The following is a 14988-nucleotide window of genomic DNA, read 5'->3' as shown; positions in this document are numbered from 1 at the left end:
TGTTGGGCTAGGCGATTTCGCGCCAGTCGAGCCCGTGTTCCTGATTCGCCACCTGGAGCCAGTCCGGGTCGCACCCAAGGGTGTCGACGAAGCACTGGCGGGCCAAGTGTGGCAGGTTGTTCTTGCTGCTGAGGTGGGCCAGCACCAGGTGTTGCAGGTTGTTCCAGCCCAACTCATGCACCAGGCGCGCGGCCTGGTGATTGTTCAAATGCCCTTGCATGCCCCCTACCCGCTGCTTCAAGAAGGCCGGGTAGTGACCGCGTGCCAGCAGGTCGCGGCAGTGGTTAGCCTCGATCAGCAATGCATCCAGACCCTGGTAACGCTCCAGCAGCAGCGCGTCGTACGAGCCCAAGTCGGTCAACATGCCGAAGCGCCGCTGGCCGTCGCTGATCACGTATTGCAGCGGCTCGTAGGCGTCGTGCTCAACCCGCGCTGCGGTCACTTCCAGGCTGCCGATACGCAGGCTTTGGCCACAAGCGAGAAAACCGGCCACCTCCACCGGCTTGCGCATGCCGCGCAACGTGCCCTGGCTGAGGTAGACCGGTACATTGTAGCGCCGTGACAGCAAGCCCACCCCATGCACGTGGTCGGCATGTTCGTGGGTGACCAATATTGCGCTGAGCTGAGCCGCCGACACACCGAGCAGCGCCAGGCGCCGCTCGGTTTCACGCAGGGAAAAGCCGCAATCGACCAGGATGAACGTGTCACCACTGGCGATCAGCGTGCCGTTCCCTTGGCTGCCGCTTCCGAGTACCGCGAAGCGCACTTAGCCCAGGTGGTCCTGAATGGCGCTCAGCACGCGGCGGGCAACATCGGCCGGGGCCACGGTGTTGATGTTTTTCTCGACCGTGACCTGCACGCTATCACCCACCTTGCTCAGGCGAACCTGGTAGCGCTCGGCACGGGCTTCACGCTCTTCCTTGGTCGGCTCGCTGCCGAACATACGGCCGAAGAAGCCAGGCTGGTTCTGCTTGTCGTCCGGTTTTTCCGACAGGTTGATGTAGTACAGGCCCAGGCTGCGGTTGATGTCTTCAACACGCCACTCGCCACCCTGCTCCAGGGCACGGCCTACGCCAGACCAGGCACGGTCCAGGTCGGAACCCAGGTACAGCACCGGGTTGCCGCTGCCGTCTTCGCTCAGGCTGACGCGGCTTGGCGCGTCGAAATCGCGCGCGGCCAACAGCGACACCGAACCGCCTTTCTCGGCGCTGCGGTTCATGCTGGCAAGCATTTCGTCAACCAGCAGGGCATCGGCACCCGTGTTGCTGGAGGTGGACGGGAAGCCAGGCTCGGCGGTGCTGCCGGCCGGGCGCTCGACGCTGACCACATACACCTCGGAGGTGTTGCGCTGCACGCCCGGCTCCATGCGCACACGTACGCGCACTTCGCTGTCACCGCTGCTAGCGGTGCTCGCCAGGCGCTGGCCAAGCGATGCCGACAACTCGTCGAAACGCTGCCAGGTGGTGTTGAACTCACCGGTCTGCGGGCGCTCTTCAGCGATGCGGAAGCCGTTGTCCTCGAAGAACTGGCGAGCCACCGGCCACACTTCGGCTGGCGAGTGCTGGGCCAGCACCCAACGGCTGCTGCCGCTGCGTTGCAGGCTGTAGTCGGTGACCTGGGCGGCACCGCCGGTCAGGGGTTGCGGGCGCGGCACTTCGAACTCGCCCGTGACGTGATCGTCGGCGACGTTACGCGGAATGGGCAGCAGCGGGTCAAGGCGCTTGACGTTGCTGGCGTCCGGCGGCAGCTGCATCGGCGCAGTCGGGTGCGCCTGCAGGTAGTCGCTGCCGCGGTCGCGGAAATAGCCATCCTCGCCCCACAGCCAGCCACACCCACTGGTGCTGGAGATAATCAGGGCAAGGGCGGAAAGACCAGCCAGTCGCTTCATGCGGTGTACTTCCTCTTAAACCAGTACGCCGGACTGGCGCAAGGCAGTACGGACTTTTTCGTGGCAGCCTTCGCTCAGCCAGGTCAGTGGCAGGCGAATGCCCTTTTGCATCAGGCCCATTTCGACGAGCGCCCATTTCACCGGGATCGGGTTGGCCTCGCAGAACAGGTCTTTGTGCAGCGGCATGAGTTTTTCGTTGATGGCGCGGGCCTTCTCGGCATTGCCCTCAAGGGCGGCCTCGCACAGATCGGCCATTTCGCGCGGAGCGACGTTGGCGGTAACAGAAATGTTGCCCTTGCCGCCCATCAGGATCAGCTCGACGGCAGTCGGGTCATCGCCGGACAGGACGATGAAGTCTTTGCTGACGCCATCGAGGATGGCCTTGGCGCGGACCAGGTCGCCGGTGGCTTCCTTGATGCCGATGATGTTCGGCACGGTCGACAGGCGGATCACGGTCTCGGCCTGCATGTCGCAGGAGGTGCGGCCGGGTACGTTGTAGAGGATCTGCGGAATGTCGACGGCTTCGGCAATGTGCTTGAAGTGCTGGTACAGGCCTTCTTGCGTCGGCTTGTTGTAGTACGGCACCACCAGCAGGCAGGCATCGGCACCGGCGCTCTTGGCGTTCTGGGTCAGGTGCACGGCTTCGGCAGTGGCGTTGGCACCGGTACCGGCAATGACCGGAACGCGGCGGCTGCTGCGCTTGACGCGCTCGACCACGTGCTTGATGACCAGGATGTGTTCTTCGACATCCAGCGTGGCGGACTCACCAGTGGTGCCGACAGCGACGATCGCATGGGTGCCGTTTTCCAGGTGGAAGTCTACAAGTTTGTCGAGGCTGCCCCAGTCCACACGCCCTTGTGCATCCATGGGTGTGACCAATGCCACCATACTGCCCGCAATCATGTAACTGCTCCTGCCGGAAAAAGAGAGCCGTAATGGTACTGGGGGCATCGGCCTTGCACAAGCGAAGCAGGCAGGCGGAGCATTCCCCTCGGCGCCTTATTTCGCTACCCTTGATCCTTTGATCGGTGCAGCGCGGCCCGCCGGGCCGTCGACCTTGCTCCCCGCCAGCGTCCACGACCTCGCATGCGAGCCCCGGGCCCTGCCGACAGGAGGCTTTCGCCCGTCCTGTACCGACCGCTCATCGCTTTAGGAACGCTGCATGTCCACCCCCACCGTCCGCGAACAATTCCTTGTCATCAGTGCCTTGGGCCCGAACCCCATGGAACTGGCCAACGTCCTCAGCCGCGCCGCTTTCGAAAACCGCTGCGCGGTGGTCACCTCGCGCCTGAGCCGCCACGGCGAGACCAGCGCCCTGGTGCTGCAAGTGGGCGGCAGCTGGGACGCCCTGGCGCGCCTGGAGTCCACCCTGCCGGGCCTGGGCAAAAAACATGGCCTGACCCTGGACGTGGTGCGCAGCGCCGACCAGGAAGTGCGCCCGCAGGCCCTGCCGTACGTGGCCTACGTCAGCGCCGCCTACCGCCCGGACATCATCAACGAGCTGTGCCAGTTCTTCCTCGACCACCGCGTCGAGCTGGAAGCCATGACCTGCGACACCTACCTGGCTCCGCAAACCGGCAGCAGCATGCTCAACGCCCAGTTCACCGTGATCCTGCCGGCCGGCACGCAAATCAGCTGGTTGCGTGACCAGTTCCTGGACTTTGCCGATGCCCTGAACCTGGACGCGCTGATCGAACCTTGGCGCCCACAGAACCCCATGTAAGGAAACCACCATGGCTGTAGCACTCGACCAACCTGTTGCCGACTTCCAGGCCCAGGCCACCAGCGGGCAAACCGTCAGCCTGGCCGAACTCAAGGGCCAGCAAGTGGTGGTTTACTTCTACCCGAAGGACAGCACGCCGGGCTGCACCACCGAAGGCCAGGGGTTCCGCGACCAGCATGACGCCTTTGCCGCCGCCAACACCGTGGTGTTCGGCGTGTCGCGCGATGGCATCAAGTCGCACGAGAACTTCAAGGCCAAGCAAGGCTTCCCGTTCGAGCTGATCAGCGACAAGGACGAAGCCCTGTGCCAGCTGTTCGACGTGATCAAGCTGAAGAAGCTGTACGGCAAGGAATACATGGGCGTTGACCGCAGCACCTTCCTGATCGACAAGAAGGGTGTACTGCGCCAGGAATGGCGTGGGGTGAAGGTGCCTGGGCATGTGGATGCCGTGTTGGCAGCAGCACAAGCGCTGAACAAGGCTTGAGATCGTTTGGGGCCGCAACGCGGCCCCAATCACATCAAAGCATCGGTGAAACGCTAGGCTCCTGCCGCGGCCAGGCATCCAGCACGGCCTTGATCAGGGTCGCCAGTGGGATGGCGAAGAAAATCCCCCAGAACCCCCACAACCCGCCGAACAGCAGTACCGCGCAAATGATCGCCACCGGGTGCAGGCTTACCGCCTCGGAGAACAGCAGCGGTACCAGCACGTTGCCATCCAGCGCCTGGATGATCGCGTACACCGTCATCAGGTAGATGAACTGGTCGCCCCAGCCCCACTGGAACAGCGCAATCAGCGTCACCGGCACCGTCACCACCACCGCCCCCACGTAGGGCACCACCACCGACAGCCCCACCAGCAGCGCCAGCAGTGCGGCGTAGTTGAGCCCCAGGCTGATGAAGGCAATGTAGGTGGCAATGCCGCAGATCAGAATTTCGATACCCTTGCCACGGATGTAGTTGGCGATCTGCCGGTTCATCTCGCTGCCCACCCGGTTCAGCAGGGTGCGCTGGCGCGGCAGATAGCCGCTCACCCAGCGCCCGATCAGTTCGCGGTCCTTGAGGAAGAAGAACACCAGGATCGGCACCAGCACCAGGTAGATCATGGCATTGACCAGCAACGGCAGGCTCGACAGCGAGAAGGTCAGCGCCCACTGGCCAAACTTGCCGATTTCGCCTCGTACCGATTCGATGGCATGCAGCACCTGCTCGTCCGATACCAGATGCGGGTAGCGCTCGGGCAGCAGCAGCAACAGCGACTGCCACTTGCCGAGCATGCCCGGCAGCTCGTTGAACAGGGTAATAAGCTGGTGCCACAGCAGCGGCACCAGCACCAGCATGAACAGCGCCAGCGCGCCCATGAACAGGGCGAACACCAACATTACCGCCAGCCGCGTCGGTACCCGCACGCGCTCCAGGGCGTTGACCAGGCCCTGCATCAAGAACGCCAGTACCATACCCGCCAGCACGGGCGCGAGCATGCCGCCCAAGGTGAGAACGGCCGTGAAAGCCAGAAACAGAAGGACCGCCAGCACCACTGCTTCTTCATCGGAGAAGTAGCGCTGCATCCAGTCGCGAAGCACTTTGAACATTGACGATCCTTGGTAAAGACTCAGGCCTTGCGCAGCCAGTAAGTGTAGGTGCCGGCCTCGGCCGTTTCCCGCAGCAGGGTATGACCGGCCAACTGGGCGAAAGTGCGGAAGTCACGCTGCGACCCGGCATCCGTGGCGATCACCTTGAGTACCGCGCCACTGGCAAGGCGGTTGAGCTCCATCTTGGCTTTGAGCAGCGGCAAAGGGCAATTCAGCCCGCTGGCGTCCAGTTCGGCATCGCAGGTCAGGGTGTCACTCATCGCAGGGTCTCCAAAGGCGTTGCCAGACTGCTTGCTGACAGGGTCGGCTAGGATAGCGCCACTGGTCGCCAACGTGTGAGCCCGCTACAGTAGGTATCTTTGACCGACGCGAGCTTCATGCATGAATCTACTGCGCCCTACCCTGCTGACGCTGGCCTGCCTGATGGCCCTTCCCGGCCATGCTGACGACCTGCCATCACTGGGTGACGCCAGTTCCGCGATCGTTTCGCCGCAACAGGAGCACCAGCTGGGCCGCGCCTGGCTGAGCCTGCTGCGTGGCCAGGTCAATCAGCTGAACGACCCACAGCTCAAAGACTATGTCGAAACCAGCGTGTACAAACTGGCCGAAACCAGCCAGCTGCAGGACCGACGCCTGGAATTCATCCTGATCGACAGCCGCGAGCTGAACGCCTTTGCCGCCCCGGGTGGCATTGTCGGGGTCAACGGCGGGCTGTTCCTCAACGCCCAGACCGAAGGCGAGTACGCCTCGGTACTGGCGCACGAACTGGCGCACTTGTCGCAGCGCCACTTCGCCCGAGGCGTCGAGGCGCAGCAGCGCATGCAGCTGCCGATGATGGCGGCGTTGCTGGCCGGTATCGTGCTGGCCGCCGGTGGCGCCGGCGATGCGGGCATCGGCATGATTGCCGGTACCCAGGCGGCGGCCATCCAGGAACAGCGCCGCTTCTCGCGCCAGAACGAACAGGAAGCCGACCGTATCGGTATCCAGAACCTGGAAAAGGCCGGCTACGACCCGCGCAACATGCCGACCATGTTCGAGCGCCTGGCACGCCAGTACCGCTATGACGCCAAGCCGCCTGAATTCCTGCTGACCCACCCGGTGACCGAATCCCGTATCGCCGATACCCGCAACCGGGCCGACCAGGCGCCCAAGGGCGGCATTGAAGACAGCATGCGCTACCAGCTGATTCGCGCCCGGGTGGCGCTGACCTACGAAGGTACACCGGGGCTTGCGGCCAAGCGCTTCCGTGCCCAGCTGGACGAAGACCCGAAACTGGACGCCGCGCGTTACGGCCTGGCCTTGGCTCAGATCAAAGGCGGGCAACTGAACGAAGCACGTGAAATGCTCAAACCGCTACTGGCCAAGGCACCCAACGACATCACCTACAACCTGGCGCAGATCGACCTGGACATCACCAACAACCGCCTGGCCGACGCCCAGCAGCGGGCCGAGCGGATGCAGGGGCTGTACCCGGGCAACTACCCGCTGAAACAGGTTCGGGCCGATTTGCTGGTGAAGCAGAACAAGCCTGCCGAAGCGGAGAAGGTGCTGAACGAACTGGTCAAGAGCCGGCCGGATGACCCGGACGTGTGGTACGACATGGCTGAAGTGCGGGGCTTGTCGGGCAATACCATTGGCCTGCACCGCGCACGGGCCGAGTATTTCACCCTGGTGGGGGACTTTGACCAGGCGATCCAGCAACTGGATTACGCCAAGCGCCGGTCGGGCAGCAACTTCCCGCTGGCTTCGCAGATTGACCAGCGCCAACGCGAGATCATGGAGCAGCAGCGCATGGTTCGGGAAATGATGGGGCGCTGATATTCTGGGGGCGCTTTGCGCCCCAATCGCGACGCAAGGCCGCTCCCACAGGGTCCTGCGTACGCCGACCATTGTGGGAGCGGCCTTGCGTCGCGATTGGGCCGCAAAGCGGCCCCAGAAATCTTAAGCGTTACCGGACAGTTTCAGGCGCGCCGCCTGGGTAAAGTCCAGCATGCGGTTCAGCGGCTTGATCGCCTTGGGCACCAGCGCCGGGTCGACAAAAATCTCGTCACCGCCATTACGCAAGCAGTGCAGCACGCGCTCCAGGGTATTCATCGCCATCCACGGGCAGTGCGCGCAGCTGCGGCAGGCCGCGCCATTGCCGGCTGTAGGCGCTTCGACGAATTCCTTGTCCGGGCACAGCTGCTGCATCTTGTAGAAGATGCCGCGATCGGTGGCGACGATGAAGGTCTTGTTCGGCAGGGTCTGCGCTGCCTTGATCAGCTGGCTGGTAGAACCCACTGCGTCGGCCAGTTCGATCACCGCTTCCGGCGACTCAGGGTGCACCAGGATCGCGGCGTCCGGGTACAGCGCCTTCATGTCGGCCAGCTGACGCGATTTGAACTCTTCGTGAACGATGCAGGCACCGTCCCACAGCAGCATGTCGGCACCGGTCTGCTTCTGGATATAACGGCCCAGATGCTGGTCCGGCCCCCAGATGATGGTCTCGCCGTTATCCATCAGGCTTTCGACAATTTCCAGCGCGCAGCTTGAGGTCACGACCCAGTCGGCACGGGCCTTTACGGCAGCGGATGTGTTGGCGTAAACCACCACGGTGCGTTCAGGGTGCTGGTCGCAGAACGCAGAAAACTCTTCCACCGGGCAACCCAGGTCGAGCGAGCAGGTCGCCTCCAGGGTCGGCATCAGCACGCGCTTTTCCGGGGTGAGGATTTTTGCCGTTTCGCCCATGAAACGCACGCCAGCCACGATCACGGTCTCGGCCGGATGGTTCTTGCCGAAGCGGGCCATTTCCAGCGAGTCGGACACGCAGCCGCCGGTTTCTTCAGCCAGCGCCTGGATAACCGGGTCGCAGTAATAGTGGGCAACCAGCACTGCGTTCTGGGCCTTGAGCTCGGCAGCGATGGCCGCACGGTATTCGGCCTCCTGCTCGGCTGTCAGCGGGTTGGGCTGCTTGGCGTCGAGGTGGGCCTGAACCAACAGGCGTTCGGAAATCTGGGTCATGATCGCTGGACCTGCAGGCGCGCGTGCGCGTCAAATCGAGTGTATCACCCGGCCCTGGCAGATCGGCTAAGGGTGCCGGACGGCATACTGCCCGCCACGGCCCTCTGCGGGCACGGATTATTATCGGAGGCCGAAGGCTACAGACAATCCAGCGATTTCTAAAGTGGTTTTTGTATTGCCTGTGCCGACGACAAGGCCAGCACAGGCAGAACCAATCAACCCTGCGGCGACAACGCAGCCAGGTGCGCCGCCATCAGCATGGCGAACTCTTCCACGGTCATTTTCCTGCCGTTGAAGTCAACCATGCCATCGGCATAGTGCAGGCTGCTCACCACATCATTACCTTCGACAGTCGCCATGCCACTCTGCAGCGCCATCATGCCAACCATCTCCCCCGCCTGGCTCGACTGCATGGCAATCGCCTGAGCGTCAGTCTGACCCTCCAGCAGGGCCTGCAAGGTCGCCAGGTCACCCATCATCGGCTTGGACAACGAGAGCTTGCTCTTCACCTCGGTGATCATCTGCTTGCTCAACTGGTCCGGCGGCAGGTCGAAGCTGGACGGGGCGGCAAAGTCCATCGACAGGTTGAAGCGGCTCTCGCCGTTGGCGGTCTTGAACGACAGGTTTTCAATCGCCACCTTGGGCCTGGCGGCGAGCAGCTTCTGCAAGTCACCCTGGAAACGGGCCTTCTCGGCGTCGTCCATCTGGATTTGCGGCACCGGCTGGCCGGCGGCTGCCGCGGCCTCGAACTCCGCCAGATGCGCCTGGTACCACTTCGACAATGCCTGCAGCGCCGGTGCGTTGACCGAGGTAATGCTCACCGCCATCTGTGCCTTACCCACTGCACGGCCATCCCAGGTGATGTCGCCAACCTTGTACTCCACGCGACCGCCCACGGTATCCGGGCCATCAAGGGTTTGCAGGGCATTTTGCTCAAAGCCCTTGATCAGCAGTACCTGCTGTTTGGGCCCGAGGGTGACCTTGGTTTCAGCCAGCGCCAGGTCGGCATTACCGACATAGATGGCGTCGTGCGCGGTGGCTGCCAGGTTACCGCCAAGCTTCAGGCCTTTGAGCTCGAACGTGGCAGGCGGCTGGTCGTCATGCACCAGTTTCATCACAAAGCGGTCGGCCTGGCCGTGGAATCTGGATGCCTTGCCTTCCTTGTCGCCACTGACCTCCAGCTGCATGCCCGAGAAGTCGAGGCTGTTGCCGTCCGCTTCGTCGAGCTTGACCGGCGCCAGCCGCACCTGGCTGACCACATTACCGCCGTAGCCAAGGCTGGTTTGGGCACTGACCGGCGCCTGCTCACCCGCTGCGGCAAACCACGGTGCGGTGGCTTCGTCCTTTTGCAAACTACTGTTGCTGACCGCCAGCACCGGCATCAGCTTGAACGCCTTGACCCGCGACCAGGGGAACGGGCCGTGCTCGATCTGGTCGGTCACGCCCACGTCGAAACTCAACACCTCGCCGTCACCCACGTTGATGTCGCGTGCTTTCAGGCGGTACTGGGCGGTACTGCTGAAGAAATGCTGCTCCAGCGACAGCCGCTCGATGCTCATGCTGCCACCGGTGGTCACCAGGGCTTTCTTCAGCTCGGCGTTACTGCGGGCAAGGGCATTGTCCAGCTCGGCCGGCAGCTGCTTGCCGGTGTACCAGGCGCCAGCGGTGGTTGCGACGGCAATGGCGATAGCCAGGCCGGAAAGGATGCCAACTGATTTCTTCATGAATAGAACCGAATGCTGTCCGTAAGGGCTTGTTGGGCGACCAAAGGCCACGCAGCGAAGATTACCACTGCAACAGGTGACACAGGCGGGTGCGGATCGAGAAATGGCATTTTTGGGAAGCGTCTGACACCCAGCCCAACGACGTTGCCCAGTCGTTAATTTTTACGAACATTTAAATTGATCAAAATCGCAAAAAACCGCGCAAAAACCGAACAAAACAGCCTTTAAATCGATAAATGTTTCAATTCAGTAACATCTTGTCATGTTTAACTTGACACCCACCTACCCATCGTTTTTTATTTTCACCACTTTGCGCGTCCCCCCGCGCCTTCCGCTGCTCCAACATAAAAGGTGAACAACATGGAGCCCACCCGCTCGCCCTTGCCGCATGCGCAATACACCGTGCCCGTCGTTTACGCCCAGCAGCAGGAGCCATGCCAGCATGCAGCATGACCACAGCGCTACCGGCAACGGCCAACTTCGCAAAACCCTGCGTCTCTGGCATGTGATCATCATCGGCCTGGCCTACCTGACGCCGATGACCGTGTTCGACACCTTCGGCATCGTCAGCGGGATTACCGCCGGCCACGTACCCAGCGCCTACATCCTGGCGCTGGCCGGCATCCTGTTCACCGCCGTGAGCTACGGCACTCTGGTAAAGCGCTTCCCGCAGTCGGGCTCGGCCTACACCTACACCCAACGCGCCATCAACCCTCATGTAGGCTTCCTGGTCGGCTGGTCGTCGCTGCTGGATTACCTGCTGCTGCCGATGGTCAACGCGTTGCTGGCCAAGCTTTACCTCTCGGCCATGTTCCCGGAAGTACCAGAGTGGATGTGGGTGGCCGGCTTCGTCACCCTGATCAGCCTGATCAACATGCGCAGCGTGAACCTGGTGGCACACTTCAACCTGTTGTTCGTGGGCGTGCAGGTAGCGATCATCGCGGTGTTCATCTACCTGTGCGTGCGCGGCCTGGACCAAGGTGAAGGGCTGGGTACCGCCTGGAGCCTGGTTCCCTTCGGCGACAGCCAGACCCAGTTCAGCGCCTTGGCCGCTGGCGCGACCATCCTGTGCTTCTCGTTCCTGGGGTTTGACGCGGTTACCTGCCTGTCCGAGGAAACCCGCGACCCGAGCAAGACCATCCCTCGTGCCATTTTCCTCACTGCGCTGATCGGCGGCGTGGTGTTCATCACCGTGTCGTACTTCATCCAGGCTTATTTCCCGACCATGGCGCGCTTCCACGACCATGAAGCGGCCCTGCCGGAAATCGCCCTGTACGTGGGTGGCAAACTGTTCCAGTCGATTTTCATCGCCTGCACCGTGATCAACACCATCGCCTCTGGCCTGGCCTCGCAAACCAGCGTGTCGCGCCTGCTGTACGTGATGGGCCGCGACAACGTGATCCCGGCCAGCGTCTTCGCCCGCCTGCATTCACGCTACAAGACACCCGTGCTGAACATTGCGGTAGTGGGGCTGATTTCGCTGTCGGCAATCTTCTTCGACCTGGTGACCGCCACCTCGATCATCAACTTCGGCGCCCTGGTCGCGTTCAGCTTCGTCAACCTGTCGGTGATCAACCACTGCTACCTGCGCGAAGGCAACCGCAAAGGCCTGGCCAACCAGCTGAAGTACCTGGTACTGCCTACCGTCGGCTTCTGCATCATCGTCTCGCTGTGGCTGGACCTGAATGCGCACTCGCTGATGTTTGGCGGCATCTGGGCTGCGCTCGGGCTCATCTACCTGGGCTGGCTGACCAAAGCCTTCCGGTCGGCACCGCCCAACTACGTCGCCGAATGACCCACGCTGCCAACAACGCCCGCGCCTGACCGCGGGCGTTGTACTTGCTCGAAAAGGAAAGCCCTCATGCCGCTGCGTCGCCTCTCCATCCAATGGAAGATCACCCTGCTCGCCGGCTTGTGCCTGCTGGCCATCGTCGCCTTGCTGGTGGCCACTTCGCTGACCCAGGCACAACGCAGTGCCGCGCTGGTCAACCAGGCCAACACCGCCATGCTCGACAGCAGCGCCCGCCAGCGCCTGCAGGCCCACGCCGAAACCCAGGCCCTGCGTATCCAGCGCTACTTCATGGACGCTTACCAGTACGGCAATGGCTTTGCCCGCCTGGTACAAGTCCTGAAGGCCCGTGGCGGCAGCGACCTGCGCGCCGAGCTGACCCGCCAGGCGCGTGCCAGCCTGGCCGGCAACCCGGACGTGATAGGCCTGTACCTCGTGTTCCAGCCCAACGCGCTGGACCAGCAGGACAGCCAGTTCGTCGGCCAGGATGCCGCAGGCAGCAACGACAGCGGGCGCTTCTCGCTGTACTGGTCACAGCCCAGCCCCGGCGCACTGGAACGTGAGGCCATGCCGGAATCGATGCTCGGCGATGCCAGCATCGGCAGCAACGGCGCGGCGAAGAACCGCTGGCTGACCTGCCCGCAGGACACCGCCAAAACGTGCATGCTCGAGCCGTATCTGGACGACGTCAACGGCCGCCAGGTGCTGATGACCAGCATCGCCCTGCCGCTGCTGGAGCACGGCAAGGTGATCGGCGTGGTAGGCCTGGACATTGGCCTTGCCAACCTCCAGCAACTGAGCGTGGATGGCCGCCGCGAACTGTTCGATGGCCAGGGCCAGGTGAGTATCGCCAGCGCTGCCGGCCTGCTGGCAGGCAACAGCCGCGACGACAGCGCGCTCGGCCAGCCCATGGACAAGGCGGTAGCCGACGGCCTGCTGCGCGTGGCCCACCCCTTCACGCCAATCCCTGACGCCGCGCCGTGGCAGGTTTTGCTGGAGTTGCCAGAAAGCGTGCTGCAGGCACCCGCCGTGGCCCTCAATCAACGCCTGGACGCACACAACCAGAGCGCCAACCTCACCAGCCTGCTGATCGGCCTTGGCGCGGCGGTGGTGGGTTTGCTGCTGGTATGGCTGACCGCACGCGGCGTTACCCGGCCCATCCTGGCCGTGGCTGCGCGCCTGAAAGACATCGCCAGCGGCGAAGGCGACCTGACCCGCCGCCTGGAATACGCCCGCGACGACGAACTGGGCCAGCTCACGGGGTGGTTCAATCGCTTCCTCGACAAGCTGCAGCCGATCATCGCCCAGGTCAAAGGCTCGTTGCAGGAAGCCCGCAGCACCGCCGACCAGTCAGCCGCCATCGCCAGCCAGACCAGCAACGGCATGCAACAGCAGCACCGGGAAATCGAGCAGGTGGCCACGGCTGCCAACGAGATGAGCGCCACCGCCCTGGATGTCGCCCACAACGCCTCGCAGGCGGCTCAGGCCGCGCGCGCCGCCGACCAGGCCAGCCGCGAAGGCCTGCAGCTGATCGACAGCACCCGCCAGGGCATCGACCGCCTGGCTGCCGGCATGGACACCGCCATGGACGAGGCGCGTGCCCTGGAAGACCGCAGCGGGCAGATCGGCTCGGTGCTGGAAGTGATCCGCACCATCGCCGAGCAGACCAACCTGCTGGCGCTGAATGCCGCCATCGAAGCGGCCCGTGCTGGCGAGGCCGGGCGCGGTTTTGCCGTGGTCGCCGATGAAGTACGCGGGCTGGCCCAGCGCACGCAGGTGTCGGTGGAGGAGATTCGCCAGGTCATCGAAGGCTTGCAGCAAGGCACCCAGGATGTCGTGGGCGCCATGCACGACGGCCAGCGCCAGGCACAGGACAGCGCAGCGCGCATGGAACAGGCACTGCCGGCACTGCAGCGCATTGGCGAGGCGGTGACCGTAATCAGCGACATGAACCTGCAGATTGCCTCGGCCGCGGAAGAACAGAGCGCCGTGGCTGAGGAAGTGAACCGCAACGTAGCCGGTATTCGGGATGTGACCGAGTCGCTGGCGGGCCAGGCCGACGAATCGGCACGCATCAGCCAGGCGCTGAACCGGTTGGCCAATCAACAACAGGCGCTGATGGAGCAATTCCGCGTCTAGTCTGTGAGGGCCAATGCGCCTTCTTCGCGGGCTCGCCCGCTCCCACAGGATTTGCACAGACCTTGAAGTCAGCAGCGGACCTGTGGGAGCGGGCAAGCCCGCGAAGAGGCAACCACAGACTCCACAGCATTATCGTTTTTACTGAGCACAATTCATGCAAACCGCAACCCGATCCACCTTTTTCGACATCACCAGCGAACAGGGCCTGTTACGCACCTCGATTGCCGTCACCCTGTTCATCGCCAGCATCGGTATCGCCTTCGGCGTGGCCTCCGGCTCCTACTCCATCGTCTTCGACGGCGTCTATTCGCTGGTCGATGCCAGCATGAGTGGCCTGTCGCTTGTTGTGGTCAAACTGATCACTTCGCACACCACCAGCGTGCAGATGTCGCGCAAGCTGCGCGAACGCTTCACCATGGGTTTCTGGCACCTGGAACCCATGGTGCTGGCTCTGAACGGCATTCTGCTCAGCGGCGTGGCCATCTACGCACTGATCAACGCCGTCAGCAGCCTGCTGCAAGGCGGCCGTCACCTCGAATTCGGCATTGCCATGATCTATGCGGTGCTGACCGTGATCACCTGCGTGACCATCGCCGTGGTCGAAGCCCGCGCCAACCGCAAGCTGAAATCAGACTTCGTGCGCATGGACGTCAAGGGCTGGGTGATGTCGGCCAGCATCACCGCCGCGCTGCTGATTGCGTTCTGCTTTGGTTACGCGGTGCAGGGCACGTCGCTGGAGTGGGTATCACCGTACATCGACCCGGCCGTACTGGCGCTGGTGTGCCTGGTAATCGTGCCGTTGCCGATGTCGGTGGTGCGTCAGGCACTGTCAGAAATATTTCTGGTCACCCCCGGCGACCTCAAGCTGCATGTGGATGAGGTGGCCAAGGCCTTCGTTGCCCGCCACGGGCTGCAGTCATACCGCGCCTATGTGGCCAAGGTCGGGCGCTCGCGGGAGATCGAGCTGTACTTCATCGTGCCAAAGGCCATGGCGGCGAAGACCATCGATGAATGGGACGCATGGCGCAACGAGATTGGTGATGCCGTCGGTGGCGAAGGGCCGGACCGCTGGCTGACGGTGGTGTTCACCGGGGATCCGGAGTGGGCTGAGTAAGCTGGGCGCAATTCAGGTAGTC

General features: G+C 63.1%; 13 protein-coding genes and 1 pseudogene. 7 read left to right on the top strand and 7 right to left on the bottom strand.

Annotated features, from left to right (window positions below):
* Positions 1-7: 7 nt before the first annotated feature.
* The 3 genes from N436_RS00500 to dapA are packed head-to-tail and all read right to left on the bottom strand — an operon-like array spanning position 8 to position 2791.
* The gene (locus tag N436_RS00500) at positions 8-766 is read right to left on the bottom strand and encodes an MBL fold metallo-hydrolase (protein ID WP_110740178.1); all 759 of its coding nucleotides are present in this window, start codon (positions 764-766) and stop codon (positions 8-10) included.
* The gene (gene bamC / locus N436_RS00495; RefSeq protein ID WP_110740177.1) at positions 767-1888 is read right to left on the bottom strand and encodes an outer membrane protein assembly factor BamC; all 1122 of its coding nucleotides are present in this window, start codon (positions 1886-1888) and stop codon (positions 767-769) included. It abuts the gene before it with no gap.
* A gap of 15 nt (positions 1889-1903) precedes the next feature.
* Positions 1904-2791, bottom strand: coding sequence for a 4-hydroxy-tetrahydrodipicolinate synthase (gene dapA / locus N436_RS00490; protein WP_019098479.1), 888 nt, complete (start codon positions 2789-2791; stop codon positions 1904-1906).
* 259 nt (positions 2792-3050) lie between these two features.
* Here dapA and N436_RS00485 point away from each other — a divergent pair, with 259 nt between their 5' ends.
* Positions 3051-3611, top strand: a complete 561-nt coding sequence (locus N436_RS00485) for a glycine cleavage system protein R (RefSeq protein ID WP_003254741.1) — start codon at positions 3051-3053, stop codon at positions 3609-3611.
* Positions 3612-3621: 10 nt separating this feature from the next.
* On the top strand, positions 3622-4095 hold the full coding sequence (locus N436_RS00480; protein ID WP_016711981.1) for a peroxiredoxin: 474 nt from the start codon (positions 3622-3624) through the stop codon (positions 4093-4095).
* A 34-nt stretch (positions 4096-4129) separates the two neighbouring features.
* Here N436_RS00480 and N436_RS00475 read toward each other — a convergent pair whose 3' ends face one another.
* A complete protein-coding gene (locus N436_RS00475) occupies positions 4130-5200 on the bottom strand; it encodes an AI-2E family transporter (RefSeq protein ID WP_019098477.1) in 1071 nt (356 codons plus the stop codon).
* A gap of 20 nt (positions 5201-5220) precedes the next feature.
* On the bottom strand, positions 5221-5460 hold the full coding sequence (locus N436_RS00470) for a sulfurtransferase TusA family protein (RefSeq protein WP_008097503.1): 240 nt from the start codon (positions 5458-5460) through the stop codon (positions 5221-5223).
* A gap of 121 nt (positions 5461-5581) precedes the next feature.
* Between N436_RS00470 and N436_RS00465 the strand changes: the two genes are divergently transcribed.
* Complete coding sequence (locus N436_RS00465; protein WP_016711983.1) at positions 5582-7018, top strand: M48 family metalloprotease; 1437 nt, start codon at positions 5582-5584, stop codon at positions 7016-7018.
* Between the two features lie 123 nt (positions 7019-7141).
* Here N436_RS00465 and nadA read toward each other — a convergent pair whose 3' ends face one another.
* Together nadA and N436_RS00455 are read right to left on the bottom strand one after the other, a co-directional pair.
* Positions 7142-8200 (bottom strand): quinolinate synthase NadA, encoded by a 1059-nt coding sequence (gene nadA, locus N436_RS00460; RefSeq protein ID WP_016711984.1) that lies wholly within the window; start codon positions 8198-8200, stop codon positions 7142-7144.
* Between the two features lie 215 nt (positions 8201-8415).
* Positions 8416-9924 carry a YdgA family protein gene (locus N436_RS00455; RefSeq protein WP_110740176.1) on the bottom strand — a complete coding sequence of 503 codons (1509 nt, stop codon included), beginning with the start codon at positions 9922-9924 and terminating at the stop codon, positions 8416-8418.
* Positions 9925-10366: 442 nt separating this feature from the next.
* Here N436_RS00455 and N436_RS00450 point away from each other — a divergent pair, with 442 nt between their 5' ends.
* The 4 genes and pseudogenes from N436_RS00450 to N436_RS00435 all read left to right on the top strand — a co-directional run bounded on the left by N436_RS00450 (position 10367) and on the right by N436_RS00435 (position 14966).
* Complete coding sequence (locus N436_RS00450) at positions 10367-11719, top strand: APC family permease (RefSeq protein WP_105945474.1); 1353 nt, start codon at positions 10367-10369, stop codon at positions 11717-11719.
* Between the two features lie 66 nt (positions 11720-11785).
* Positions 11786-12994, top strand: a pseudogene (locus N436_RS28860) (HAMP domain-containing protein); the annotation flags it as partial.
* Positions 12995-13096: 102 nt separating this feature from the next.
* The gene (locus N436_RS28855) at positions 13097-13852 is read left to right on the top strand and encodes a methyl-accepting chemotaxis protein (protein WP_371920889.1); all 756 of its coding nucleotides are present in this window, start codon (positions 13097-13099) and stop codon (positions 13850-13852) included.
* A 154-nt stretch (positions 13853-14006) separates the two neighbouring features.
* Complete coding sequence (locus tag N436_RS00435) at positions 14007-14966, top strand: cation diffusion facilitator family transporter (RefSeq protein ID WP_060498628.1); 960 nt, start codon at positions 14007-14009, stop codon at positions 14964-14966.
* Positions 14967-14988: the final 22 nt, after the last annotated feature.

Source organism: Pseudomonas sp. RV120224-01b (assembly GCF_003208145.1).
Lineage (GTDB): Bacteria > Pseudomonadota > Gammaproteobacteria > Pseudomonadales > Pseudomonadaceae > Aquipseudomonas > Aquipseudomonas monteilii.
Note: the sequence above shows the minus strand (reverse complement) of the source record. Positions and strands in the feature narration are given on the sequence as shown.